Source organism: Candidatus Pelagibacter sp. HIMB1485 (genome assembly GCF_052048055.1).
Lineage (GTDB): Bacteria > Pseudomonadota > Alphaproteobacteria > Pelagibacterales > Pelagibacteraceae > Pelagibacter.
On the sequence record NZ_JBNAIN010000002.1, the window covers coordinates 749,512 to 772,838 of the forward strand.

Annotated in this window: 25 protein-coding genes; 15 read left to right on the forward strand and 10 right to left on the reverse strand. The window is 29.5% G+C overall.

Features of this window, described 5'->3' with window-relative positions:
- Positions 1–73: 73 nt before the first annotated feature.
- Positions 74–1,348 (reverse strand): isocitrate lyase, encoded by a 1,275-nt coding sequence (gene aceA, locus ACTTA4_RS06355; protein ID WP_262589432.1) that lies wholly within the window; start codon positions 1,346–1,348, stop codon positions 74–76.
- Between the two features lie 40 nt (positions 1,349–1,388).
- The gene (locus ACTTA4_RS06360; RefSeq protein ID WP_262589431.1) at positions 1,389–1,550 is read right to left on the reverse strand and encodes a hypothetical protein; all 162 of its coding nucleotides are present in this window, start codon (positions 1,548–1,550) and stop codon (positions 1,389–1,391) included.
- 111 nt (positions 1,551–1,661) lie between these two features.
- Here ACTTA4_RS06360 and ACTTA4_RS06365 point away from each other — a divergent pair, with 111 nt between their 5' ends.
- The 5 genes from ACTTA4_RS06365 (at position 1,662) to ACTTA4_RS06385 (ending at position 5,285) form a co-directional block, all read left to right on the forward strand.
- Positions 1,662–3,095 (forward strand): helix-turn-helix domain-containing protein, encoded by a 1,434-nt coding sequence (locus tag ACTTA4_RS06365; protein WP_262589430.1) that lies wholly within the window; start codon positions 1,662–1,664, stop codon positions 3,093–3,095.
- Positions 3,096–3,268: 173 nt separating this feature from the next.
- Complete coding sequence (locus ACTTA4_RS06370; RefSeq protein ID WP_440614542.1) at positions 3,269–3,538, forward strand: GNAT family N-acetyltransferase; 270 nt, start codon at positions 3,269–3,271, stop codon at positions 3,536–3,538.
- Positions 3,529–4,275, forward strand: coding sequence for a sulfite exporter TauE/SafE family protein (locus tag ACTTA4_RS06375; RefSeq protein WP_440633998.1), 747 nt, complete (start codon positions 3,529–3,531; stop codon positions 4,273–4,275). Before ACTTA4_RS06370 ends, ACTTA4_RS06375 begins: the two co-directional genes overlap by 10 nt.
- Positions 4,276–4,311: 36 nt before the next feature.
- The gene (locus ACTTA4_RS06380; protein ID WP_440633999.1) at positions 4,312–4,875 is read left to right on the forward strand and encodes an SOUL family heme-binding protein; all 564 of its coding nucleotides are present in this window, start codon (positions 4,312–4,314) and stop codon (positions 4,873–4,875) included.
- Positions 4,872–5,285, forward strand: coding sequence for a carbonic anhydrase (locus ACTTA4_RS06385; protein ID WP_440634000.1), 414 nt, complete (start codon positions 4,872–4,874; stop codon positions 5,283–5,285). Before ACTTA4_RS06380 ends, ACTTA4_RS06385 begins: the two co-directional genes overlap by 4 nt.
- On the opposite strand, the gene ACTTA4_RS06390 is transcribed toward ACTTA4_RS06385, so the two are convergent.
- Positions 5,286–7,820 (reverse strand): ABC transporter permease, encoded by a 2,535-nt coding sequence (locus tag ACTTA4_RS06390; RefSeq protein ID WP_440634001.1) that lies wholly within the window; start codon positions 7,818–7,820, stop codon positions 5,286–5,288. It abuts the gene before it with no gap.
- Positions 7,804–8,469, reverse strand: a complete 666-nt coding sequence (locus tag ACTTA4_RS06395; RefSeq protein ID WP_440634002.1) for an ABC transporter ATP-binding protein — start codon at positions 8,467–8,469, stop codon at positions 7,804–7,806. Before ACTTA4_RS06395 ends, ACTTA4_RS06390 begins: the two co-directional genes overlap by 17 nt.
- Between ACTTA4_RS06395 and ACTTA4_RS06400 the strand changes: the two genes are divergently transcribed.
- From ACTTA4_RS06400 to ACTTA4_RS06420, 5 genes are read left to right on the forward strand one after another with little or no spacing between them, the layout of a single operon-like run.
- A complete protein-coding gene (locus tag ACTTA4_RS06400; RefSeq protein ID WP_440634003.1) occupies positions 8,468–9,079 on the forward strand; it encodes an arylesterase in 612 nt (203 codons plus the stop codon). The genes ACTTA4_RS06395 and ACTTA4_RS06400 overlap by 2 nt on opposite strands.
- Entirely contained in the window at positions 9,080–9,769 is a 690-nt protein-coding gene (locus ACTTA4_RS06405; protein ID WP_440634004.1) for an ion transporter, read from the forward strand. It abuts the gene before it with no gap.
- A 9-nt stretch (positions 9,770–9,778) separates the two neighbouring features.
- Positions 9,779–10,231, forward strand: coding sequence for a hypothetical protein (locus ACTTA4_RS06410; RefSeq protein ID WP_440634005.1), 453 nt, complete (start codon positions 9,779–9,781; stop codon positions 10,229–10,231).
- Between the two features lie 40 nt (positions 10,232–10,271).
- Entirely contained in the window at positions 10,272–10,820 is a 549-nt protein-coding gene (locus tag ACTTA4_RS06415; protein WP_440634006.1) for a tetratricopeptide repeat protein, read from the forward strand.
- Position 10,821: 1 nt separating this feature from the next.
- Entirely contained in the window at positions 10,822–11,442 is a 621-nt protein-coding gene (locus tag ACTTA4_RS06420; protein WP_440614529.1) for an SOS response-associated peptidase, read from the forward strand.
- A 2-nt stretch (positions 11,443–11,444) separates the two neighbouring features.
- On the opposite strand, the gene ACTTA4_RS06425 is transcribed toward ACTTA4_RS06420, so the two are convergent.
- The gene (locus tag ACTTA4_RS06425; RefSeq protein ID WP_440634007.1) at positions 11,445–12,740 is read right to left on the reverse strand and encodes a DEAD/DEAH box helicase; all 1,296 of its coding nucleotides are present in this window, start codon (positions 12,738–12,740) and stop codon (positions 11,445–11,447) included.
- Between the two features lie 84 nt (positions 12,741–12,824).
- The gene (locus tag ACTTA4_RS06430; RefSeq protein ID WP_262589405.1) at positions 12,825–13,310 is read right to left on the reverse strand and encodes a YajQ family cyclic di-GMP-binding protein; all 486 of its coding nucleotides are present in this window, start codon (positions 13,308–13,310) and stop codon (positions 12,825–12,827) included.
- Between the two features lie 63 nt (positions 13,311–13,373).
- Here ACTTA4_RS06430 and ACTTA4_RS06435 point away from each other — a divergent pair, with 63 nt between their 5' ends.
- Positions 13,374–14,393 (forward strand): D-2-hydroxyacid dehydrogenase, encoded by a 1,020-nt coding sequence (locus ACTTA4_RS06435; RefSeq protein ID WP_440634008.1) that lies wholly within the window; start codon positions 13,374–13,376, stop codon positions 14,391–14,393.
- 18 nt (positions 14,394–14,411) lie between these two features.
- On the opposite strand, the gene ACTTA4_RS06440 is transcribed toward ACTTA4_RS06435, so the two are convergent.
- From ACTTA4_RS06440 to ACTTA4_RS06455, 4 genes are read right to left on the reverse strand one after another with little or no spacing between them, the layout of a single operon-like run.
- Positions 14,412–15,374, reverse strand: coding sequence for an oligopeptide/dipeptide ABC transporter ATP-binding protein (locus tag ACTTA4_RS06440; RefSeq protein ID WP_440634009.1), 963 nt, complete (start codon positions 15,372–15,374; stop codon positions 14,412–14,414).
- On the reverse strand, positions 15,367–17,229 hold the full coding sequence (locus ACTTA4_RS06445) for a dipeptide/oligopeptide/nickel ABC transporter permease/ATP-binding protein (RefSeq protein ID WP_440634010.1): 1,863 nt from the start codon (positions 17,227–17,229) through the stop codon (positions 15,367–15,369). The genes ACTTA4_RS06440 and ACTTA4_RS06445 overlap by 8 nt, the downstream gene beginning before the upstream one ends.
- A complete protein-coding gene (locus ACTTA4_RS06450) occupies positions 17,226–18,167 on the reverse strand; it encodes an ABC transporter permease (protein WP_440634011.1) in 942 nt (313 codons plus the stop codon). The genes ACTTA4_RS06445 and ACTTA4_RS06450 overlap by 4 nt, the downstream gene beginning before the upstream one ends.
- A 56-nt stretch (positions 18,168–18,223) precedes the next feature.
- On the reverse strand, positions 18,224–19,780 hold the full coding sequence (locus tag ACTTA4_RS06455) for an ABC transporter substrate-binding protein (protein WP_440634012.1): 1,557 nt from the start codon (positions 19,778–19,780) through the stop codon (positions 18,224–18,226).
- 142 nt (positions 19,781–19,922) lie between these two features.
- Between ACTTA4_RS06455 and ACTTA4_RS06460 the strand changes: the two genes are divergently transcribed.
- The 4 genes from ACTTA4_RS06460 (at position 19,923) to ACTTA4_RS06475 (ending at position 23,327) form a co-directional block, all read left to right on the forward strand.
- A complete protein-coding gene (locus ACTTA4_RS06460; RefSeq protein ID WP_440634013.1) occupies positions 19,923–20,558 on the forward strand; it encodes a DUF1028 domain-containing protein in 636 nt (211 codons plus the stop codon).
- A complete protein-coding gene (locus ACTTA4_RS06465; RefSeq protein WP_440634014.1) occupies positions 20,558–21,763 on the forward strand; it encodes a M20 family metallo-hydrolase in 1,206 nt (401 codons plus the stop codon). The genes ACTTA4_RS06460 and ACTTA4_RS06465 overlap by 1 nt, the downstream gene beginning before the upstream one ends.
- A 17-nt stretch (positions 21,764–21,780) precedes the next feature.
- Positions 21,781–22,230: a YtoQ family protein gene (locus ACTTA4_RS06470; RefSeq protein ID WP_440634015.1), complete on the forward strand. Its 450-nt coding sequence runs from the start codon at positions 21,781–21,783 to the stop codon at positions 22,228–22,230.
- A gap of 254 nt (positions 22,231–22,484) precedes the next feature.
- Positions 22,485–23,327, forward strand: a complete 843-nt coding sequence (locus ACTTA4_RS06475; protein ID WP_440634016.1) for a HalD/BesD family halogenase — start codon at positions 22,485–22,487, stop codon at positions 23,325–23,327.

The following is a 23,327-nucleotide window of genomic DNA, read 5'->3' on the forward strand; positions in this document are numbered from 1 at the left end:
TTAATTACAAATAAAAAAAATAGCCCTAACAATTAAGGGCTACTAAAAAAAATGGAGAGGGAAAGTATTTTTTTTAAAACTGTTCAGATTCAGTAGATCCAGCCATTGCTGTTGTTGAGCTTTGGCCACTACTAATAGTATTTGAGACTGCATCAAAATAAGATGTACCAACTTCTCTTTGGTGCTTAACACTAGTATAGCCATCTTTTTCTCTAGCAAATTCTTGTTGTTGAATTCTAGAATATGCAGCCATACCTTCTTTTCTGTATTTTTCAGCAAGCTCAAAGATTGCAATGTTTTGAGTATGAAAACCAGCAAGAGTAATGAACTGGAATTTGTAACCCATTTTAGCAATCTCTTGTTGGAATGAAGCAATCTCATCGTCACTTAAATGCTTTTTCCAATTGAATGATGGAGAACAATTGTAAGCCAATAGTTTTCCAGGAAATTTCTCATGAATTGCATCTGCAAATCTTTTAGCTTCAGCTAAATTAGGAGTAGCTGTTTCACACCAAATTAAATCAGCATACGGTGCATAAGCTAAACCTCTAGAGATAGCTTGTTCAATTCCATCTTTAACATAATGAAATCCTTCTGGAGATCTTTCACCAGTTAAAAATGGTTTATCATTTTCATCAAAATCATTTGTAATAAGTTTTGCAGCATTGGCATCTGTTCTAGCCAATATAATTAATGGAACTTCTGCAATATCAGCAGCTAATCTTGCAGCTTTTAAGTTTTTGACCATTGTACCAGTTGGAACAAGAACTTTTCCACCCATATGACCACATTTCTTTTCGCTAGCTAATTGGTCTTCAAAATGAACACCTGCAGCGCCTGCTCTTATAAATTTTTTAGTTAATTCAAATACATTTAATGGTCCACCAAAACCTGCTTCACCATCAGCAATAATTGGAAGCATATAATCTACTTTTTCCTCTCTTTTCATGTCTCCATCTTGCATTTCCATATGTTGAATTTGATCTGCTCTAATTAAAGAGTTGTTCATAGACTCAACTAACTTAGGTGCACTATCATAAGGATATAAAGATTGATCTGGATACATTTCTCCAGCAGTATTAGCATCTGCTGCAACTTGCCAACCACTTAGATATATTGCTTTTAACCCAGCTTTTGCATGCTGAACAGCTTGGTTGCCTGACAAAGAACCAAGGGTATTAACATAAGCTTCAGTATTTAATAATTTCCAAAGTTTTTCAGATTGATTTTTGCAAAGTGAGTACTCAATTTTAATTGAACCTCTTAATCTCTCCACTTCTTCATCAGTGTAGTCTCGTTTGATACCAGCATATCTTTTTAACTCATAAGAGATTTTCTCTGCACTCATTATTTATAATCCTTTGTTGAAGAAAATTGAAAAAGTAGAATTAGTTACTATCGTTTAAAGCGTCGATTAGTTCACTCATCCCACTTGAACCCCAATCACAGTGATCATCTCTCATGTAAATTCCTTTATTATGATGGTGATCTAAATCCTCTTTTTTGATGATTTGAGCTTCATTTTCTGTGTTTTTTAAGTTTTTATCCATATGAGTCATATATTTTACAAAATTTACAAAATCTATAAAAAACGTTAAAAAGCTTTGTAAATAGGGAAAAAATATTGTAAAAATAAATTTACAAAATTTACAAATAGTAAAATGAGTCAAATAGATCTTAAAATAGGGCCAAAAATAAGAGCTTTTAGAAGACAACTTGGACTGCAAGCTAACAAATTAGCTGAAGATTTAAGTATTTCTCCTAGTTATTTAAACTTAATTGAAAGCGGTAAAAGAAAAATTGATGGCGATTTACTCTTAAATGTTTGTGAAAAACTAAATATCCAATTATCAGATCTTACATCAAAGACAGATATCAATCTTCAAAATACAATTTCAGAAATTTTAGATGACACTTTATTTGAAGACTTAGATATTTTAGGTCCGGAAGTAAAAGATCTAGTAAGTACCAATCCAAAGATTGGAAAAGCTATCGTTAGATTAGGAGATATTCTTAAAAAAAAAGATCATGAATTAATAAGTAAGATTGAAAAAATTTCAGGTAAAATTGTAGATAATAGAAAAAATTCTTTTCCTGGAGAGGTTGTTGTTGATTTTTTTCAAGAGAATAAAAATTATTTTCCGAAGTTAGAAGAATTTGCAAATAAAGTTTTTAATAAAATTCAAAAAAATAATCGAACAAGATATTTATCTTTGTGCGATTATTTACAGTCAGAATATTCAATAACCGTAAAAGATGTTATTCCTGATGAGAACAAACCATTTTCAAAAATTTATAACAAAAATAAAAAAGAGTTATTGCTTAGTGATTATAGTTCTATAGAAACCAAAAAATTACATGCAGCATCTCAAGTTGCACAAATGGGTGCTATTAAAGATGTCGAATATTATTTAACTAAATTTAGTTTTCCATCAGAAGAATCAAAAAAACTTACTAAAGTTGCTTTGTTAAATTATTGTGGTGCTGCAATTTTGATGCCATACAAATTATTTCATTCTGAATGTAAAAAATTAAAATATGATTTAGAACTATTACAAAATACATTCGCAACTTCATTTGAACAAGTAGCCCATAGAGTTACATGTTTGCAAGATCCAAAACTACCAGGTATCCCATTTCATTTTTTAAGAGTTGATATGGCTGGAAATATCTCAAAAAGATTTTCTTTATCTGGAATTGATATTCCAAGATATGGTGGAGCTTGTCCAAGATGGAATGTTTATACTGCATTCACTACTCCAGGAGTTTTACATACAGCAGTTAGTAAAATGAATAATGGTGAAAAATATGTTTGTATTGCAAAAACTGTAGAAAAAGGAATTGGAAGATTTGGACAATCTAAAAATGTATTATCGATTGGTTTAGGTTGTGAAGCAAAATATGCAAAAGATTTTATTTATACTGAAAATATGAATATTAATGATAAATCAACGGAAATTCCTATTGGTGTTTCATGTAGAACCTGTGACAGATTAGATTGTTCACAAAGAGCATTTCCACCACTACATAAAAAATTTGATGTTGACTTAAATAGTCGTGGGGTTTCTGTTTATGTCAGTGACGATAAATCTTAAACTATGATTAAATATATTTTACCTGCCATAATAATTTTTCTGATCGTATTATTTTGGGAAAAAATAACTGATTTTGTTGAGAAAAAGTTCAATATTAAGCTTAATTATATCGTTGTTAGTTCTATAGTTGCTGCAATAGCAATTATCCTTTTACTCCTTAATTACTAGGATTTATGAACAGCATTGATTTATCTACTTATAAATTAGATGAAGCGGATGGTGTTTTTACTTATAAAAATGAAAATACAACGCTAGGGTTTGTTAGATTTAATGAAAAGGGAGAAGTGGAGTACATTTTCGTTAATCCAATTTTTAGAAAAAAGGGAATAGCAACAAAATTATTACAGTTAGTTAAACAAAAAACAGGAAAAGAAATAATTCTTCAAGAACCAATTAGCCCTTTAGGATCAAAACTATTAAATTCATTAAACAAATGGAAATAAACTTATTATTTTTTTTCACAGTTGTGCCAGCAATAATTTTGTATGGTATTGCAAAATCTGGTTTGGGTGGATCGATGACTTTAATATCTATTCCATTAATGACCATTGTAATGCCTTTGAATCAAGCATTAGGAATAATTTTACCAATTTTAATATTTTCAGATTTTATCGCTGTTTATAAATATAGAAAAGAATATGACTTAGGTACTTTAAAGTTAATGGTTCCATTTGCTGCTGTTGGAATAATAATTGCATCTTTCACTTTCACATATTTTTCTGAAGAGTTATTAAAATTTATGATTGGTTTAATGGGATTTATTTTTGCAGGTCATTATTTTTTTTTTAAAAAAGATAAAGAAGCCAAATCTCAAAAAAATTCTATCAAAGGAAGTATTTGTTCTGTCATAGCTGGCTTTACAAGTTTCTGTGTCCATGCAGGAGGAACACCTGTAAGTGTTTATATGCTTCCTTTAAGGATGCAGAAAGAAATTTATGTAGGAACAAGAATTATATTTTTTACCTTTGTTAATTTAATAAAGCTTCCTTTATATATTAACCTTTCAATGACAAATTTAGTCACCTTTAAACAATCTGTATTTTTATTCCCAATTGCTTTTTTAGGTATACTAATTGGTTATCGATTAATTAAAATTATAAATGAAAAATTATTTTATAATATTTTATATATTTTAATTTTTATAAGTAGTTCAAAACTTTTATATGATTATTTGATTTGATTTTAAGTAAATGCTAAAATTTGAAATAATATTGAAATGAAAAAAATATTTATATTTTTATTATGTACTTTTTTAATTTTAAACTATTCTAAAGTTATGGCAAATGAAGAAGCAAAATATGAAGTGGTTGATAAAAATGAAATTTATGAGATCAGAAAATACTCTGATCGTTTAGCAGTTGAAACCTCAAGAGCTGGTATAGATAGTAATTTTAGAAAATTATTTAATTATATTTCTGGAAGAAATGATGCTCAAGAAAAGATAGCAATGACTACTCCAGTTACTCAAGTAGAAAAAAATGGGAATATGACTATGCAGTTTTATTTACCTTCAAAGTTTAATTCAGATAATGTACCCAATCCCAGTAGAAATGATGTAAGAATAGTAAATATTGAAGGAGGATATTATGCTGTGCTTAGATATTCTGGCAGAGCTTCAGATGGAAATTTCATAAAACACAAAGAAATCCTAGAAAAAGAGTTAAACAAAAATAATATTTCAATTATAAGTCCACCTATTAGAGCTACATATGATAGTCCTTTTACTCTTCCAATGAATAGAAGGAATGAGGCAATGTATAAAGTGGAGTTTAATTCATGAAGTCAAAATTTAAAGCAATGGTGTTATCTTGTATGGATCCAAGATTTCAACATTTAGTTCATAATCATTTAAAGAAAAAAAAATTAACCGGGAAATACAGTGCTTTTACAATTGCTGGTGCTGCGGTAGGGGTGACACATAATAAATTTAAAAAATGGCATAATACTTTCTATGATAATCTTGGAACTTCAATTCAGCTTCACAAAATAGAAAAGCTTATTGTTATTAATCATAAAGATTGTGGTGCTGCTAAAATTGCTAACGGAAAAAAAGAATTTACACCTGCAAATGAAAAAAAAATACACCAAGACTCATTTAATATACTTAAAAAGGAAATTAAAAAAAGATTTCCAAAACTAAAAGTGGAATTAAATGTAATTGCTTTAGATAGTAAAATTACAAAATTTTAATTATTGATTTCTAATCAAAGGGTAAACTTTTGGATTTAAGTATTTCAAGTTTGTTAACATAATCAATATCAATGTCACAAATCCAATTGAAAAACCTAAGTAAATTAAAACATTAAAATCAAACATCCACACAAGTTCAAAGATATTTTCCATAATAAATTTTGAACCAATTACTGCAAAAAATATTGCAATCAGTATGACTGATTTAAAGATAATGATGAATTCTATTAATGATGAGAGGATTATTTCTTTTTTCGAAAAGCCTAAAATTTTAAACACTAAGTTTTGATACTCTTTAACTTTACCTTGAACCATAATTGCACTCGAAATAACAATTAAACCAATTACAATTGTTACAGCTGATATCAAAGTAACTGCAATAAACACTTTATTTAGCACAGCTGTTACTTTTGTCAGATAATCTGCAATTTTAATCATGGATAAGCTAGGCATAACTTCTAGCATTTCAGTTTCATCAAATTTATCAGAATTAAATTTTGCTGTTGCTAAATATTCATGAGGAATATTTTGAGCGAATTGAGGATTAAATAGCATTGCAAAGTTTATACTTAAATCTCGATAATCAACTTCTCTAAAATTAATGACTTCACCATCTATTTCTCTTCCATAAATATTCAAAGTAAAAATATCTCCTAATTGAATATTAAAATCTCTTGCAACTTTAGCATCCAAAGATATTTGAAGTTGGTTAGGTTTATTTAAATCCCACCATTCTCCAGCAACTAATGGATTATCTTCAGGAACATCTTCCACCCATGAAGATCTTCTTTCACTTCCAATTACCCAATAACTATCATTATCAGGCTTAATATAAGTATTTGGATTGATACCATTAATTTTTGCAATACCAGATGAAACCATAGGAACAACTTCAATGTCTGCATTTGGATCCATTTTTAATATTCCTTGTTCAAATTTTTCACGTTCTCCTTTTTGAATACCTACAAAGAAATAATCAGGTGCAATATCAGGAATTGATTTAGCAATTTCTCTTTGAAAATTTGTTCCAACTAATGCCAATGTTAAAAGTAAAGTAACTCCCAACCCTAAAGACATAATAGTAATTGGTGTGATACTTTTAGTTTGAGTGATATTTTTAATTGATACCTTTAATGAGATATTGGAGCTTGATTTAAATTTTTTAAGAAAAAAAATAATTATTCTTGAAAGAAAGAAAAATACAATCAAACACACAAAAAATGCAGCAAAGTACCCAAGACTGTAAGTTGGTTGCTCTGAACCTATAGTAAATAATAAAACTAAAATAGACAGTAATATAAAACTTAAAACAATAGATTTTTTTGAATAATAAAATTGTAAGTTTTGAAAAACATTTCTAAATAAATTAGAAGCTTTTACTTGGTCAATTGAACTTATCGTTGGGATAGAAAATATTACAAGTACCAATAAACCTACTAAAAATATTTTAATAAAATTAACTATAGAAAATACTGGATAAACATTTAATCCAAGTCCATCTGATAAGTATTTATCAGCGATAGGGACTATTAAAAAACTAGAGCCGTAGGAGACAACTGTAATTACAAACAACAATATTAATAATTGAAGATAATAAAGTGTCTTTATATTTCCTGAGTAAAATCCAACTGCTTTTCTAACTGCAATTGACATATTGTTTTGGTTAATAAAAGAGAGAAGGGTGTTTGCAATTCCAATACCAGCAATCAACATCGCACTTATTGAAACAAGAGATAAAAATTGTGAAAAATTATTAATTATTCTCTTTATTCCACTTGCTGAATTTTCAGGATAACGAAGTTTTACTTTTTGATCATCTTTAAAAATATTTTCAATTCGTTTTTCTAATTCTTCAGAGTTATCTCCTTCATTAAATTTAACTTTATATTCATAGTTTAAAAAGCTTCCAATCCCGTTTAGTTTTAATATTTCTAATGTTTGCTTTCCTGCGAGTGCCCAATCACCAAAAGCAACAAATCCACTTACATCTGGTACTGATTTTATAATTCCAATAACTGTAAAATTTTGGTCTTGAACTTTAACTTGTTCATTAAGTTTTATATTTAGTGTCTTTGAAAGACTTTCATTAATTAAAATAGTATTTGGTTCCTTTTGCATTCGCTCATAAGCACCTTCGGGTTCAAATACTACTTCACCATATAGTGGGTATTTTTCATCAACTGTTTTAATTCTAGTGAATAAAGATTTGTTTTTTTCTCTTCCAGTTGTTGAAAGCATCGTACTGAACTCAATCATTTGAGAAACAGTTGTAAATTCTTTTACCTGATTAACTAGATCGAGATTTCCTTGGTTACGATTGTAATCAATTTCTAAATCACCACCTAATAAGGCTTTTGCATTATCGTTTAGTTCTTTTTTAAGACTATCTTCAATTGTAAAAATAGCACTTAATATAAAGAGACTTATAAATAGAGTAACAATAATACTTGAGATTTTGTGATAGTTTCTGCTTAAATCCTTTAAAGCATATTTAAAAATCAAACTAAATTCAGATCGATTATTTAATTTTTCCATCTTTTATTTTGATTTTTCTTTTTGCTTTGTTTGCAAGTTTTGGATCATGCGTTACCATGATTAAGGAAGACCCTTCCTCTTTTACATATTTAAATAGAATATCCGAAATCATTAATGAGTTTTCAGTGTCCAAGTTTCCTGTAGGTTCATCAGCTAAGATTAATTCAGGCTTCATTGCTATAGCTCTTGCAATCGCAACTCTTTGCTGTTCACCACCAGATAACTGACTAGGTAAATTATTAAATCGGTGCTTTAAACCAAATCTATCTAATAAATTTTTTGCCTCACTCTCAGGATTTTTAAAATTATTTAATTCTAATGTTAAAGCAACGTTTTCAACTGCTGTATAATTTGGAATTAAGTAGAAAGATTGAAATATAATTCCAATATTTTTCTTTCTAATTTCTGAAACTTCATCTTCATTTAAACCTGTAATTTCTTGATCTTGAAAAATAATTTTACCTGAGGTTGGTTTTTCTAGTCCTCCAACCAACATGATTAAACTGGTTTTACCAGATCCACTTTCACCAACGACAGAAACTGTCTCCTTTTTCTTAATGGTTAGATCAATATTCTTTAAAACACTGATGCTTTCCTTACCAGTTTGGTATTTGAGATTTATTTTTTTTAATTTAAGAAGTGCACTCATGAACAAAAGTTTATTTATTAAAATTTTGATAATCTTTCTAGTGCACATTAATGCAAGTGCAATAGAAAAGGTTGTCTTATTTGGTGATAGTTTAATGGCTGGATACGGTTTACCTAAAGAACATCACTTACCAGTGGTATTAGAAGATAATTTTAAAAAAGATGGTTTAAATATAAAGATAATTAACGGGAGTGTTTCAGGAAGTACATCTTCAGGAGGACTGAACATTGCTGAATGGAGTTTATCTGAACCTGGTATCGATTTAATGATTTTAGGCTTGGGTGCTAATGATATGCTTAGAGGTATAAAACCAGAAGAAACTGAGAAAAATTTAGAAGAAATTATAAAGATAGCTAATAATAAAAAAATCAAAATTATTATTGCAGGTATGGTTGCCCCAACCACACATGGCGCTGAATACAAAAAAAAGTTTGATGCAATCTATCCAAAACTATCAAAAAAATATAACTTACCCTTGATCCCATTTTTACTTGAAGGAGTGGCACTTGATCCAAGTTTAAATCAGCAAGATGGAATTCATCCAAATAAAGAAGGAACAATTAAAGTAAGTGAAACTATTAAAAAAAGTATTATTAATATTTTAAATTAAATGAATAAATTTTTATATAATCTTAAAGAAAGTAGAATTTTCCAGTTTGTTGTTATTTCAATTATTATTTTAAATGCAATTACAATTGGAGTTAACACTTATGAATTAAGTGATCTTACCAGACAAGCAATTAATTATTTAGATTATTCAATTACTATATTTTTTGTAATTGAAATTATAATTAGATTTGTTGGAGAACCAAAAAAATTACACTTTTTTAAAAGTGGATGGAATGTATTTGATACATTAATTGTTTTAATTTCATTAATTCCAATTCCTAATAATTCTAGTTTCTTACTTTTAAGATTGCTAAGAGTATTTAGAGTATTGAGAATTATTTCAGTTGTTCCAGAATTAAAAAAAATCATTGAAGCACTGCTTACTTCCGTCAAAAGGGTATTTTACGTTGGATTATTATTGTTCATAATTCTTTATATATACGCAACTATAGGCTCAATTTTATTTAGTGCAGATATACCTGAGAGATGGAGTGACGTTGGTATCGCTATGATCACATTGTTCCAGGTTTTAACATTATCAAGTTGGGAACAAGTAATGCTACCATTGCAAGATGTTTACTGGTGGGCTTGGATTTATTTTTTCAGTTTTATAATTATATGCGGAATTACAATGCTTAATTTGTTGATTGCGATACTAGTAGACGTAGTAATCAATCAGAAAAAGCTATAAAGCTTTTGAATGAAAAGATTTATTATAGTGTTGAGTTTCCTTTGCATCGGTTATGTTAACGCACAAAATACAAACATTACTGTAGATGCAAATTTAAATCTTACATGTGCATTTGAAAAAGTAATTTTAAAAAATTCAGATCATAACTTTGAGACATTTACAAAAGATCAAATTAAGAGAGATGATATTAATAAATTAGTAATAGAGTCTAAATCACCAAATGTATTAAACATTAAAAATTTATCTAATTTTATTGATAAAATTGAACTAGAAGTAAAAATTTCTAATAAAGATGTCGTTTTAATTCAAGCTTTTGATGATGAAAAGAATTATTCAGAATCTGCAGTTTTAACTATTAAAACAGGTGAGCTTGTTCACGAAATTACAAAAAATATTAAACTAGAAGAGAAAGAAAAGGATATTTCTTTTTATAGTTGTAAAAATATTAATCAAAATACATAAGAACAAAGACTCTAATTCTCTTATTTGTTAATATCTTATTATGAAGAGAACACTTTTAATTTGTTTAATTTTTTTATTTTCTTTAACGAGTTCTTTTGCAAATGATAGAGATGTTAGGCTTAATCAATTGTTTAATGAGTTAAAAGTTAATAAAGCAAAAGTTGCAGCTATTGTTGAGCAAGAAATTTGGTCTTTATGGAGCACTCATCCAACTGATGAAAAATTGACTGCTCGTTTAGAAGAAGGTTCAATGTTTGTTAGAAACCAACAGCCAAAAAGAGCAAGAGAAATATTTACTGAAGTAATAAAACTTGATGAAAATTGGGCTGAAGCTTGGAATAAGAGAGCAACTGTTCTTTATATGTTAGGCGAATATCAAAAATCACAAGATGATATTGATAAAGTCTTGGAATTAGAGCCAAGACATTTTGGTGCTTTAGCAGGACAAGGTTTAGTGAACATCCAATTAAAAAATTTTGAAAAAGCAATTAGAAGTTATAAACAAGCACAAGAGATTTATCCGTCCATGCGATCTCCAGAAATCATGATAAAACAAATCGAAGATTTGATGAAAGAACAAACAATTTAAAATGTGTGGAAGATACGTTGTTAAAAATCCAGTTACTAAAACTAGTTCTCTAGTTAAATCTGCAATTCAGGTTGAGGATAATGAAAACTATAATGCTCATCCTTATCAAAAACTTCCAGTTATAAAAAAATATAAAAATGGAAATACCTTAGAAGCTTTGAAATGGGGTTTGGTCCCAAGTTGGGCGAAAGATAAAGATTTTAAAGCTCTGATTAATGCAAGACTTGAGACCATAGATGAAAAGGTTTCATTTAAAAAATTGATAAAAAATAATCGATGTGTTGCCGTTGCAGATGGATTTTATGAATGGAAGAGGGAAGAGAAGGAAAAAACACCTCATTACTTTACTCGTGAAGATACCAATACTATTTATTTTGCAGGAATATTTGAAGATGATCAGTTTTGTTTAATTACAGAAGAAGCAAAAGAAAATATTAAGGAAATTCATCACCGACAACCAGTTATTCTTAATCAAGCGGATGTTAATAGATATCTTAATTTAGAATTACAAGGATCAGCGTTTCTAAATGAACGTAAATCACCAGATCTTATATTTCATGAAGTTTCAAAAGATGTAAATAAGCCTACAAATAACAGCGCTTCTTTAATACAAAAAATATAAATCTATTTTCTTTTATTTTTTTTAAATTTAAAGTTTTTAGGTCTTTTTCTATTTTTAAATTTTCTTTTATTATTTTTGTTTTCAAATTTTTTGAATTTCTTCTTTTTACTTAATTTATTGTTAGAAAATTTATTCTTAAATTTCTTTTTAAATTTATTTTTTTTATTAAATTTCTTACTCTTTTGATTATTTGGTCTTGCTTCTTCTTTAACTTTAAAATCAGGATCTATTAATTTTTGTATAGATCTCCACATACTTCTATCATTGTTTGTTAAAAAAGTTAAAGCTGATCCATCTTTTCCAGCACGGCCAGTTCTACCTATTCGGTGAATATAATCTTCTGGAACTTGTGGAAGATCATAATTAATTACATGTTTTATAACTGGAATATCTAATCCTCTAGCCGCAACATCTGTTGCAATTAAAATCCTACTATTACCATTTCTAAATCCTCTAATAACTCTATCTCTTTTACTTTGTCTAAGATTTCCATGAATAGCATCAGCTTTATGGCCATCATATTTTAATCTTTTTACAATTTTATCAGCACCATGTTTAGTTTTAACAAAAACTAAAATGGATCCACTTCTTTCAACTAATTGATTAATCAATTCATGGTATTTTTTGTCAGCTGTGATTTGAAAAGTTTCTTGTTTAATTTTTTCAATTGGAGTTGATAAAGATCCAACAGATACTCTTTCAGGATTATTAAGATACTTTTGAGAAATTTTTAAAATGTTTTCAGGTAAAGTTGCAGAAAACAATAATGTTTGATGATCTTTTGGAATAAATTTTAAAATTATTTCTATTTGAGGTGTAAATCCCATATCTAACATTCGATCTGTTTCATCTAGGACTAAGTAATTAACTCTAGATAAGTTCAAACTTTTTCGTTCTATGTGATCGTTAATTCTTCCAGGGGTTCCAACTATAATTCTTGCTCCTTTTTTTAATTGTCTAAGTTGTTTTTGCATACTCTCACCACCAATTAAAAGAGCATTACCAATTCCTATCTCTCTAATATTTAATTTTAGAACAGTTTCCATTACCTGTGTTGCAAGTTCTCTTGTTGGACAAATTATTAATGCCATTGCTCGCTTATTTTTTAAAAGCTTATTCAGCATTGGAATTGTAAATGCTAATGTTTTGCCGGTACCGGTTTGAGCAGTTCCTAAAACATCTTTTCCCTCTAAGCTAATTGGTATGGATTGACTTTGAATAGGGGTCGGAGTTCTAAATTCAGCCAATTCAATTGATCTTTTTAATTTATTTTCAATATTTAAATCAGAGAAGTTCATTATGTTGGGATTGATATAAATTTTAAGTAATTGAGTGTCTGCTTATATCTTTTTGTACCAAATACAATAAATAGTTTGAGAGAATTAATCTCTAAAGTTTACAAAGTCTATCGGAAGTCCAATATCAATAGCTTTAATTGCTGCTATAGCTTCTTGAAGATCATCTCTTTTTTTACCATCAACTCTTAATTCATCACCTTGAATTTTAACCTGAATTTTAAGTTTAAGTTTTTTAATGTCAGCAATTACTTTTTTAGCATTTTCTTGACTGATACCTTCTTTAAGTTCACTTACTTGTCTTATCGCACCACCTGAAGCGCCTTCTGAACTTTTAACTTCTAAAACTCTTGGATCTACTTTTCTTCTTACTAAATGTGTTTGTAACAATTCATTGACTTGCTTTAATTTTAATTCATCAGGAGCATTGGTAGTAACTGATTTATCTTTTCGCTCTATAGTGATGTGAAGTCCTTTAAAATCATATCGATTACTTATTTCTCTTAAGCAATTTGCTAAAGCATTATCAAATTCTTGATAATTAATTTTACTGATTACATCAAATGAAGGCATAATTTATTTATACAATAATCTATTTTTTATTAAACGAAATTAAAGATAATATTAATTTAAAATATGAAAAAAATTAAAATTCACATCAGAAATAATCATTGGAAAGAGGGATTTTTGCCCTGTGATGCTGAAGGTGAGAAAAATAATACAATCACTAAGGAAGAAATTGAAAAGGGTTTTGATCAATATCCTGAGTTAAGGGACAAAGTTGAATATGTAATTGATTGGGATGATGATAATTTTATCTCATCAATGCAATCAGCTGATATTTTACTTGGCTGGCAATTTCCAACACAAGATTTAAAAAAAATTGCTCCTAACCTTAAATGGATCCATGTGATTTCAGCTGGTGTTAATCATTTATCTCCTTTTGATTGGATGAAAGAAGATTTAGTTTTAACAAACAGTAGCGGTGTTCATGCTAAAAAAGCAGGGGAATTTGGTTTGATGAGTATTTTAATGCTCCAAAATCACATGACTAGAATTGTAACCAACCAAAAAAATAAAGAATTTGTATCTTTACTTGGAAAACCAATCGAGGGAAGGAAAGTAGTTGTTGTTGGAACTGGTTCTTTAGGTGGTTCAATGATTAAACATATCAGTAAGCTTGGAGCTGAAGTTATTGGTGTAAATAGAAAAGGAAAAAATGTTGAGGGATGCTCTAAAGTTATTACGTTTGATAAAATTGATGAAGTGTTACCTGATGCTGATTTTTTATATCTTGCAGTTCCAGAAACAGAAGAGACCAAAGGATTAATTAATAAATCTAGATTAGATAAATTAAAATCTACGTGTGGGATTGTTAATATTGGAAGGCAATCTGTTTTAGATTACGAAGTTTTAAGAATTAAACTTCAAAATAATGAAATTGCTGGAGCAATTTTAGATGTATTTTCACAAGAACCTATTCCAAAAACATCAAACCTTTGGGATACCCCAAATTTAATTATCACTCCTCATATTTCGTCCGATAGTGAGGGGAATTATGTTGAGATGGTTCTTAAAATTTTCTTTAAAAATCTAAAATTATTCATAGAAAATAAAGAATTAATTAATCAAATAGATAGAGAGTTAGGTTATTAGATCTAGCTTAAACAAGTATTAAATGTTTGGAAAAAAACATTTATATTTTCTATTTTCTTTATCAGTTTCTGAAGGATTAATATCTTTGCATTTTTCAGTTTTATTTTCACATCTAGAATAAAACGAACATCCTTTTGGTGGATTAATTGGATCAGGCAGCTCTGTTTCAACCAAACTTTGAATTTCAATTTTTTGATTAGTTTTAGGTACACTATTTAAAAGTAAATTTGTGTATGGATGATAAGGTTTTTGAAATAATTCTTTAGCATCAGATTTTTCAACTATATCACCAAAATACATAACCATTACTCTGTCACATATAGCTTCTATCACAGCAAGATCATGACTAATTACAATATAAGACAATTCAAATTTTTTCTGTAAGTCGTTTAACAAATTTAATATTTGTGATTGAACAGAAACATCTAGAGCAGAAACTGGTTCATCTAGAATTATAATTTTTGCTTTAGAGAGTAATACTCTTGCAATACCAATTCTTTGAGCTTGGCCTCCTGAAAATTCGTGTGGGAAACGATTTAAAAATTCTTCTTTTAAATTAACTTCTTTAATTATGCTTTTAATCTCTTTTTCAATTTCTGTTTCATTGAGCTTTCTAAGATATTTTAAAGGTGCTGCTAAAGATTGATAGATTGTTTTTCTTGGATTGAGACTACTGATTGGGTCTTGGAACATATATTGAATATGATTTGGTAGTTCATACTTTTCATAATTATTTATATCTTTGTCTTGTATCTTTATTTCTCCAGAAGAAGGTGAAATTAATCCTGCTAACATTTTTGCTAATGTTGATTTACCACAACCAGACTCGCCAACTATTCCAAGTGACTCTTTTGATTTCAAATTAATATTAATATTGTTTACGGCTCTTAGATTTATTGATTGCTTGTTAAATAAACCTTTATTTTTTGAATAAAACTTTGAAAGATTGTTTGCAGATAAAATGTCCATCGTATTATTCATGAGGATATAAACACCTTACCTCACTATCTCCTTTCTGAACTATTTTGATATCTTCAATTTGGCAGTTGTCTTTTTTAATTAAGCACCGACTAGCAAATGAACATCCAATTTCTTTTTTATGTGTAATTGATGGGGGACTACCTAATATCGTTGGAAGTTTTCTTTTGCCAAATCCAATATGAGGAACACATTCCATCAATTGACTAGTGTATGGATGTCTTGGTTTACTCATTATATTTTCTGTTTTACCTTCCTCAACAATTTGACCTCCATACATTACAATTACACGATCACAAATTTGTGAAACAACACCAAAGTCATGTGAAATAAATAAAACAGATAATCCTTTCTCTTTTCTTAAAGTATCTAGCAATGATAATATTTGAGCTTGAACTGTTACATCTAAAGCAGTTGTTGGTTCGTCTGCAATAATTAATTCTGGATCATTAGTTAATGCCATAGCAATAGAAACTCTTTGTCTCATTCCACCAGAAAGTTCATGAGGATATGAATTCCATACGTTTTCAATGTTAGGAATTTGAACTAACTTTAATAACTCTTTACCTTTTAATGTAGCTTCGTTACTTTTTTGATGATTGTGTTCAATAAATGCTTCTTCAAGCTGTTTCCCAATTTTAATTAGTGGGTGTAGGGTAGAAAGAGGGTCTTGGAAAATATATGAAATTTTATTTCCTCTTAACTCTCTAATTTGTTCATAGTTCATTTTTAAAATATCATCACCCTGAAATTTTACAGATCCATCAACAATCACACCTGGAGGAGAGGCAACAAGACAAGTAATTGATAAAGCTGTTACTGATTTTCCCGAACCACTTTCACCAATTAACCCTAAACATTCGCCTTTTTTTATATCAAACGAAACATCCTTAGATGCTAGGTGTAATTTGTTATCAAACTCAAAAGCTGTAGTTAAATTCTTTACTGATAAAAAAGAATTACTGTTATTTTCAACATTTCTATTTAATTTAATTTGGGTAACAGGCTGAGGTTTAACTAATTCTCCTTTGCTTAATCTTGGATCTAATGCATCTCTAATACCATCACCAAATAAATTAACGCCAATAACAATTAAGAAAATCATAGCTCCAGGTACATAAGATGTGTGAGGATTTACAATTAATGAACTTCTTCCTTCACCAAGCATTGAACCTAAATCAGCTTGTGGAGGTTGCGAACCTAAACCTAAAAATGATAGACCAGCTGTCTCTAATATCATCCAGCCAACGGTCGTTGAAATTGTAACAACTATTACCGGAAGAATATTTGGAAAAATTTCATAAATAATAATTTTAAAATTACTCATTCCAGATAATCTTGCAGCATCAATAAATTCTTTGTTAGCAATCGTGACAGTGACACCTCTGATGTTTCTTGCAAAAAAAGGAATGTTAACTAAAGCAACTGCAATCATAGCATTAAATAGACCAGGGCCTAAAACTGCAACTATTGCAAGTGCTAACAAAATATAAGGAAATGCCATTAAGACATCTATGATACGCATAATAACGTTGTCAGTTTTATTTCCATAAAACCCAGCTATAGTTCCAAGTATTGATCCAATGGTTGCTGAAATTAAAGCTGCTGATATTCCAACCAATAAACTTAATCTAGTTCCCCATAATAATCTTGATAACAAATCTCTACCTAAATGGTCTGTACCCAGCAAATATCCTTCTGAAAAGGGTAAAAGAAATCTGTCACTGGTTTTAATGACATCAGGATCTTTTAATGGCAACAAAGGGCTTAAAAATGAAACTACAAAAATAATAACTAATAAAATTCCACCAAATAAAGCAAGTTTGTTTCTTGAAATTAATTTTAAAAAATTAATCATTTAATCCTTGGATCTAAATATCTTTGCAACAAATCAACTGCGATATTGAATAATACATAACAAGCAGCAACAAACATGACACCACCTTGAACAAGTAAAATATCTCTTTTTAAAATTGCATCGACCAACATTCGTCCAACACCTGGCCATTGAAAAACAATTTCAATAAAAACAGATCCAGATAAAACAAATCCAGCTTGTAAACCTAAAATTGGAAGAATAGTGACGATTGCAATTCTTAAAACATGTTTGAAAAGTACATTTCCTTCTCTAACTCCTTTAGCTCTTGCTGTTCTAATGTAGTCTTGTCTAAGTATTTCTAAAACAGAGTTTCTTGTTATTCTTGCAACTACTCCAGTTGCAACTAATGCCAGTGCTATTGCAGGCATAATTAAATGATGAATTAGATCTAAAAAATCACCCCCACCATAAATTGCATACATACCTGATACTGGGAGCCATTGAAGATTTACTGCAAATAATAAAATCATCATCATTCCTAAAAAAAATGATGGTAATGAAATTCCAGTTAAAACAGTAAAAGTGATAATTTTATCTGTAATAGTGTATTGTTTAAATGCTGAAATTGTTCCAATTAAAACTCCAACAAAAGAACATAAAATAAATGCAGTCCCTGATAAAATTAAAGTAGCATTAAATCTTTCTAAAATTTCATCCAATACTGGACGATTTAAAGCAAACGATCTTCCAAGATCACCTTGAACTAAATTACCAAGCCAAATGAAATATCTTTGAACTAATCCCTTATCTAAGCCTAGCTGTTCATTTAGTAATTTTACATTCTCAGGTGTTGCATAAGAACCAAGTATTGCTGTTGCCGGATCTCCTGGAATTAGTGAAATAATAAAGAAAACTATAATTGTAATACCTAGAAGTACAGGAATTGCTGATAGTAATCTTTGAAGGAGATAATTCATGATAATACCCTAGGCTTTTTTAAGCCTAGGGCAACTATTATAATTCTTAACTTTTTTTAGTTTTTCTTAACGTCTTTTAATAAAAGTAAGAATGAAGGTTGAAGTGAAAAGTTACTCACTTTGTTGCTAGTAACTGCATTTTGTTTCCAGTTAGCAACAAATACCCATGGAGCATCTTCTTGAACAATTTCTTGCATCTCTTGATACAGTTTTGCTCTTTCTGCTTGGTCAGTAGATGATCTTGCTTTATTTAATAGATCATCAACTTTAGGGTTTGAGTAATATCCAGAGTTAAATCCTCCTTTGTCAGGCCAAGATTCTGTTCTTAGCGCTAAGAAAGGAAGTGTATCAGGATCGTTTGTCATCCATGCCATTTCTGCCATGTCTGCTTTTCCTTCTAAACCTGGGTTTACTTCACCTAGGAACGAGTTCCATTCAAAAGTTTTGATTTCAACATCAAAACCTACAGCTTTAAGATCTGCTTGAATTGCAGTTCCCATTGCAACAGGATCTAACATTCCAGAACCACCTTCAGTAACATAGAAAGTAAGTTTTGCACCTTCAACACCTGCTTCTTTAATTAAAGCTTTAGCTTTAGCAGGGTCATATGGGTATGGTTGTAAACTATTGTTATACGCCCAAGCAAATGCAGGAGGTGTTGGTCCAGCAGCTATAGCAGCTGTTCCTTCTAGCACATCATTTACAATTGCTTGTTTGTTAATTGCATAGTTAGCAGCTTGTCTTACTTTCTTATTAGCAAAAGGACCTTCTTTTGCATTTAAGATTAAGAACCAAACGTGAGGTCCAGCTTGTTCAACTACGCTAAATTTACTTCCACCAAATTTACTTAATGATGCAGGAGGAACTTCAACCATCATGTCAATTCCACCTGAAAGCATTTCAGCAACTCTAGTATTAGCATCAGTTATAGGTCTAAAAACAACTGCATCTGTTCCAGCTTTTCCATCCCAATAACCAGAGTTTTTGTCTACAACAACTCTCTCATTTGATTTCCATTCATTAAATTTGAATGCACCAGTACCAGAAGGATTTCTTCCAAAATCTTTTCCGTGTTTTTTAACCCCTGCTGGTGAAACAATTAAACCTGTTGGATATGCTAAGTTAGATAAAAAAGGAGCGTAAGGCTCATTCAATGTAAACTTAACTGTATTAGCATTTACTACATCAACTGATTTGATTGCTGAAAAAAAGAAAGATAGCGGAAAAGGTCCTGTATTGTGATAAGGATGATCTTTGTTTAACATTCTATCAAAGTTAAACTTCACTGCATCAGCATTAAAGTCTGATCCATCATGAAACTTAATTCCTGATCTTAAATTGAATGTATAAACTGTTCCGTCGCTACTAATGTCCCAACTTTTTGCTAAAGCTGGTTCGACTTCTAATTTTCCGTCTGTATATCTTACAAGTCCATCATAGATATTCATTACTATTCTAAAGTCATTTACAGCCGTAACTGTACTTGGATCTAAAGATTTTGGCTCAGCTATTTGACCTACCACCAATACTTTAGCGTTAGATGCAACTGTAAAACCAGTTATGAAAACTAATGACAGAAGACTAATAAAAAACGTTCTTAACTTTTTTAACATTTTATCTCCATCGTTATATTTATTATAAATAAAGCCTAACAATTGAAAATTTTGATTTCAACCTGATCATCTGTTCATTTCAGTTTTTCCTAAGCAAAAAAAATAGTAAATTAGAACAATTTTGTAGTAGGGTACCCATTTTATGACATTTTCAATTTTAGCTAGAAATCCAAAAACGGGCGAAATAGGTGGAGCCGCTGCTACAGGAAATCTTTGTGTAGGAGGATGGGTTTTAAGAGGAGATATAAAAAAAGGTGTTACAGCATCACAAGGTTTTTACCCAAGTACTTTATGGGGTGAAAATATTTTAAATAATTTAAATAAATATTCACCAACAACAGCAACAAATAAAGTTATCAAAAATGATAAGCAAAAACATTACCGGCAAGTCTCTTGTTTAAACTTATCAGGCAAAGGTTTTTCATTTACAGGAAATAAAAATACAAAATATTTTAATCATATTGTTATGCCAAATTTGGTTGTAAGTGGAAACATGCTGTCCAATGACAAAGTGATCAATAAAATTGTGGATAATTTTAAGTTTAAAAATGAACCATTAGCAAAGACATTGGTAGAAGCTCTTAAAATAGGCAAAAAGTTTGGCAGCGACAAAAGAGGATTGATGTCTGCTGCATTACTAGTCTTTAAAAAAAACAATCCACCACTAAATATAAGAGTGGATCATGATACAAATCCATTGGTAAAACTAGAAAAAATTCTAAAAATGACTAATAAAACCAAATATAAAGAGTGGTTAAAAAAACTTCCAACTAAATAATGATTATACAAAATTACATAGAAAAAATTGCAAAATGTTCAAAACCTGCAGAAGGGGTTACGAGGTTACCTTTTACAAAAGAACATAAATCTGCAAACAATCTTTTAAAACAATGGATGAGTGATGCTGGATTAAAAATTAGTTTAGATGCAGCTGGAACTTTAATTGGTAAATACGTCAGTCCTAAAAAAAATGCCAAAACATTATTGATTGGTTCACACCAAGATAGCGGTTACAACTCTGGAAGATATGATGGTATCATGGGAGTGATACTTCCAATTTTAGCTTTAAAAGAATTAAAGAAAAAAAAAATTATTTTACCTTATAATGTTGAAATTTTAGCTTTTGCAGATGAAGAAGGTGTTAGGTTTCCAACAGCATTAATGGGACCAAGATCATTAGCAGGAACGTTTAATAAAAAAGATTTAAAACTTAAAGATAAAAATAATATTTCTATTGAACAAGCTTTAAAAAGTTTTGGATGCAATCCATCAAAAATTAATTCATTAAAAAGAAACAAAAAAGACCTGCTAGGTTTTTTTGAGGTCCATATTGAACAAGGACCAGTTCTAGAAAGTAAAAACTTAGCAGTTGGAATAGTGAATGGTATTTCTGGAATATCTAGATTTAAACTTGAAATCGAAGGTTATGCTTCTCATGCAGGAACTACTCCAATGCATCTTAGAAAAGATTCATTAGCTGCAACTGCAGAAGTTATTAATGCTGTAGAAAATTTGGCTAAAAAAAATAAAAACTTTTTAGCAACGATGGCATCAATTGAGAATAGACCAAATAGTGTAAATGCTATTCCTGCAAAATCTTTATCTTTCGTAGAATGTAGAAGTGTCGATGATAAAAAAAGAAAAAAAGTAGAAAAAGAGATTTCTAAAAAAATTGGGCTAATTTGTAAGAAAAGAGGTCTTAAATTTAATTTAAACAAAACTTACGATCAAAGTGCTGTTAGTTGTGATAAGAAAATTATGAGTACACTTAAAAAATCATTTCAGAATTTAAAATTAGATCCATTTGTATTGATGTCAGGAGCAACCCACGATGCATCAGCAATGTCTGATTTATGTCCTATTTCAATGCTTTTTGTAAGAAGTCAAAAAGGTTTAAGTCATAATCCAAAAGAATTTACTATCGAAAAGGATATGCAAATAGCGGTTAAAGTTATTGAAAAATTTTTAATTAATTTTAATTGATCTAATAAGAGGTATTGATGTTGAAAGTATATTTAGCAGGAGAAATTCACACAAATTGGCGTGATGAAATTATTGATGAATGTAAAAAACAAAATTTAGACATTCAATTTTCATCTCCTGTAACAGATCATGCATCTTCAGATGATTGTGGGGTTGAAATCTTAGGACCTGAAGAGAAAAATTTTTGGAAAGATAGAAAAGGGGCTAATATTAATTCAATTAGAACTAAAAAATCGATCAAAGATTGTGATGTAATCATTGTTAAATTTGGTGAAAAATACAAACAATGGAATGCAGCTTTTGATGCGGGCTATGCGGCTGCATTAAATAAATCAATAATTATTATTCATAATGAAGAGCATCAACATGCTTTAAAAGAGGTAGATGCTGCTGCAGCTGCTGTTGCTTCAGATCAAAAACAGGCAGTTCGTATCTTAAAATACGTTCTTCAAGGAACCCTTAAATAGTTAAATACTAATTATTTTCTAAGTGAAATTTGTTTACCTGGGGTAAAAAATATAATACCGTTTGCTTATGAATCTTAATCTTTTTACTCACTGTCATAGACTGGCTAGAGTTGGTTTGAGTTCAAAGTTATCATCTAATCTATTTAATTTATTACTTCAAAAAGTAGACTGTAAAAATCATATAAATTCTTCAACACCCACGAAATTGTAATCACTTCTTTTTTTAAAAAATTAATTTTAATTAAAGGAGAATTATGGAAATAAAAAACATTGTTAACTTAAAAGATTACCCAATTGATCAGACAGGATCAAAAGAGTATCAAGATTTAATTACTAAAAATAGAGAGCTACTTGATAAAGATGGATGTTGTGTACTTCCAAACTTTGTACTTAGCGAGTCTTTGAGAAGAATGAAGGAAGAAGTTGAAAGAAATCTTCCTAAAACTCATTGGACCAAAGATCATCACAACCCTTATTTTTCAAAAGATGATGAAAATTTATCTAAAGATCATCCAAAGAGAGTATTTTCATTTAGAGAAAGCGGCTACATCAATTCAGATGATTTAGAAGAACAATCTGATTTAAATAAAATATACGAGTCTGAGGAAATGTTAAAATTTATTTCAGATAGTTTAGGAGTTTTTCCTCTTTATCGATGGTCAGATCCTTTAGGTAAAAATCCATACAGTATCATGCATAAAGATCATTACTTTCCTTGGCACTTTGATGGAAATGAATTTACTTTAAGTATCTTAGTTCAAAAAGCAGAAAAGGGTGGATTGTTTGAATATTCACCTGATTTAAGAAGCACTGAAAATGAAAACTTTGATGAAGTAACAAAAGTTCTTCGTGGCTCAAGAGATAAAGTTAAATCATTAGACCTTCAACCAGGGGATCTTCAAATATTTAAAGGTAGATTTTCTATGCATAGAGTAACAAAAATAGAAGGAAATACTTCTCGTTACATTGCATTACCAACATATGTAAAAGATAGTTACAGAGTAAATAAACCTGAACACTCTAAACAAGTTTACGGTAAAGCACTTCCAATTCATTATGAGAGAAATAATGTTGAAGTAGACGGGTTAATGGATTGA

Coding starts and splice junctions, on each gene's coding strand:
- ACTTA4_RS06435 (WP_440634008.1), top strand. CDS start 13,374: ATGAAAAAAATTAAAATTCACATCAGAAATAATCATTGGAAAGAGGGA.
- ACTTA4_RS06415 (WP_440634006.1), top strand. CDS start 10,272: ATGAAGAGAACACTTTTAATTTGTTTAATTTTTTTATTTTCTTTAACG.
- ACTTA4_RS06425 (WP_440634007.1), bottom strand. CDS start 12,740: ATGAACTTCTCTGATTTAAATATTGAAAATAAATTAAAAAGATCAATT.
- ACTTA4_RS06440 (WP_440634009.1), bottom strand. CDS start 15,374: ATGAATAATACGATGGACATTTTATCTGCAAACAATCTTTCAAAGTTT.
- ACTTA4_RS06395 (WP_440634002.1), bottom strand. CDS start 8,469: ATGAGTGCACTTCTTAAATTAAAAAAAATAAATCTCAAATACCAAACT.
- ACTTA4_RS06390 (WP_440634001.1), bottom strand. CDS start 7,820: ATGGAAAAATTAAATAATCGATCTGAATTTAGTTTGATTTTTAAATAT.
- ACTTA4_RS06405 (WP_440634004.1), top strand. CDS start 9,080: ATGAATAAATTTTTATATAATCTTAAAGAAAGTAGAATTTTCCAGTTT.
- ACTTA4_RS06470 (WP_440634015.1), top strand. CDS start 21,781: ATGTTGAAAGTATATTTAGCAGGAGAAATTCACACAAATTGGCGTGAT.
- ACTTA4_RS06450 (WP_440634011.1), bottom strand. CDS start 18,167: ATGAATTATCTCCTTCAAAGATTACTATCAGCAATTCCTGTACTTCTA.
- ACTTA4_RS06360 (WP_262589431.1), bottom strand. CDS start 1,550: ATGGATAAAAACTTAAAAAACACAGAAAATGAAGCTCAAATCATCAAA.
- ACTTA4_RS06375 (WP_440633998.1), top strand. CDS start 3,529: ATGGAAATAAACTTATTATTTTTTTTCACAGTTGTGCCAGCAATAATT.
- ACTTA4_RS06460 (WP_440634013.1), top strand. CDS start 19,923: ATGACATTTTCAATTTTAGCTAGAAATCCAAAAACGGGCGAAATAGGT.
- ACTTA4_RS06420 (WP_440614529.1), top strand. CDS start 10,822: ATGTGTGGAAGATACGTTGTTAAAAATCCAGTTACTAAAACTAGTTCT.
- ACTTA4_RS06465 (WP_440634014.1), top strand. CDS start 20,558: ATGATTATACAAAATTACATAGAAAAAATTGCAAAATGTTCAAAACCT.
- ACTTA4_RS06380 (WP_440633999.1), top strand. CDS start 4,312: ATGAAAAAAATATTTATATTTTTATTATGTACTTTTTTAATTTTAAAC.
- aceA (WP_262589432.1), bottom strand. CDS start 1,348: ATGAGTGCAGAGAAAATCTCTTATGAGTTAAAAAGATATGCTGGTATC.
- ACTTA4_RS06410 (WP_440634005.1), top strand. CDS start 9,779: ATGAAAAGATTTATTATAGTGTTGAGTTTCCTTTGCATCGGTTATGTT.
- ACTTA4_RS06445 (WP_440634010.1), bottom strand. CDS start 17,229: ATGATTAATTTTTTAAAATTAATTTCAAGAAACAAACTTGCTTTATTT.
- ACTTA4_RS06475 (WP_440634016.1), top strand. CDS start 22,485: ATGGAAATAAAAAACATTGTTAACTTAAAAGATTACCCAATTGATCAG.
- ACTTA4_RS06370 (WP_440614542.1), top strand. CDS start 3,269: ATGAACAGCATTGATTTATCTACTTATAAATTAGATGAAGCGGATGGT.
- ACTTA4_RS06455 (WP_440634012.1), bottom strand. CDS start 19,780: ATGTTAAAAAAGTTAAGAACGTTTTTTATTAGTCTTCTGTCATTAGTT.
- ACTTA4_RS06385 (WP_440634000.1), top strand. CDS start 4,872: ATGAAGTCAAAATTTAAAGCAATGGTGTTATCTTGTATGGATCCAAGA.
- ACTTA4_RS06400 (WP_440634003.1), top strand. CDS start 8,468: ATGAACAAAAGTTTATTTATTAAAATTTTGATAATCTTTCTAGTGCAC.
- ACTTA4_RS06430 (WP_262589405.1), bottom strand. CDS start 13,310: ATGCCTTCATTTGATGTAATCAGTAAAATTAATTATCAAGAATTTGAT.
- ACTTA4_RS06365 (WP_262589430.1), top strand. CDS start 1,662: ATGAGTCAAATAGATCTTAAAATAGGGCCAAAAATAAGAGCTTTTAGA.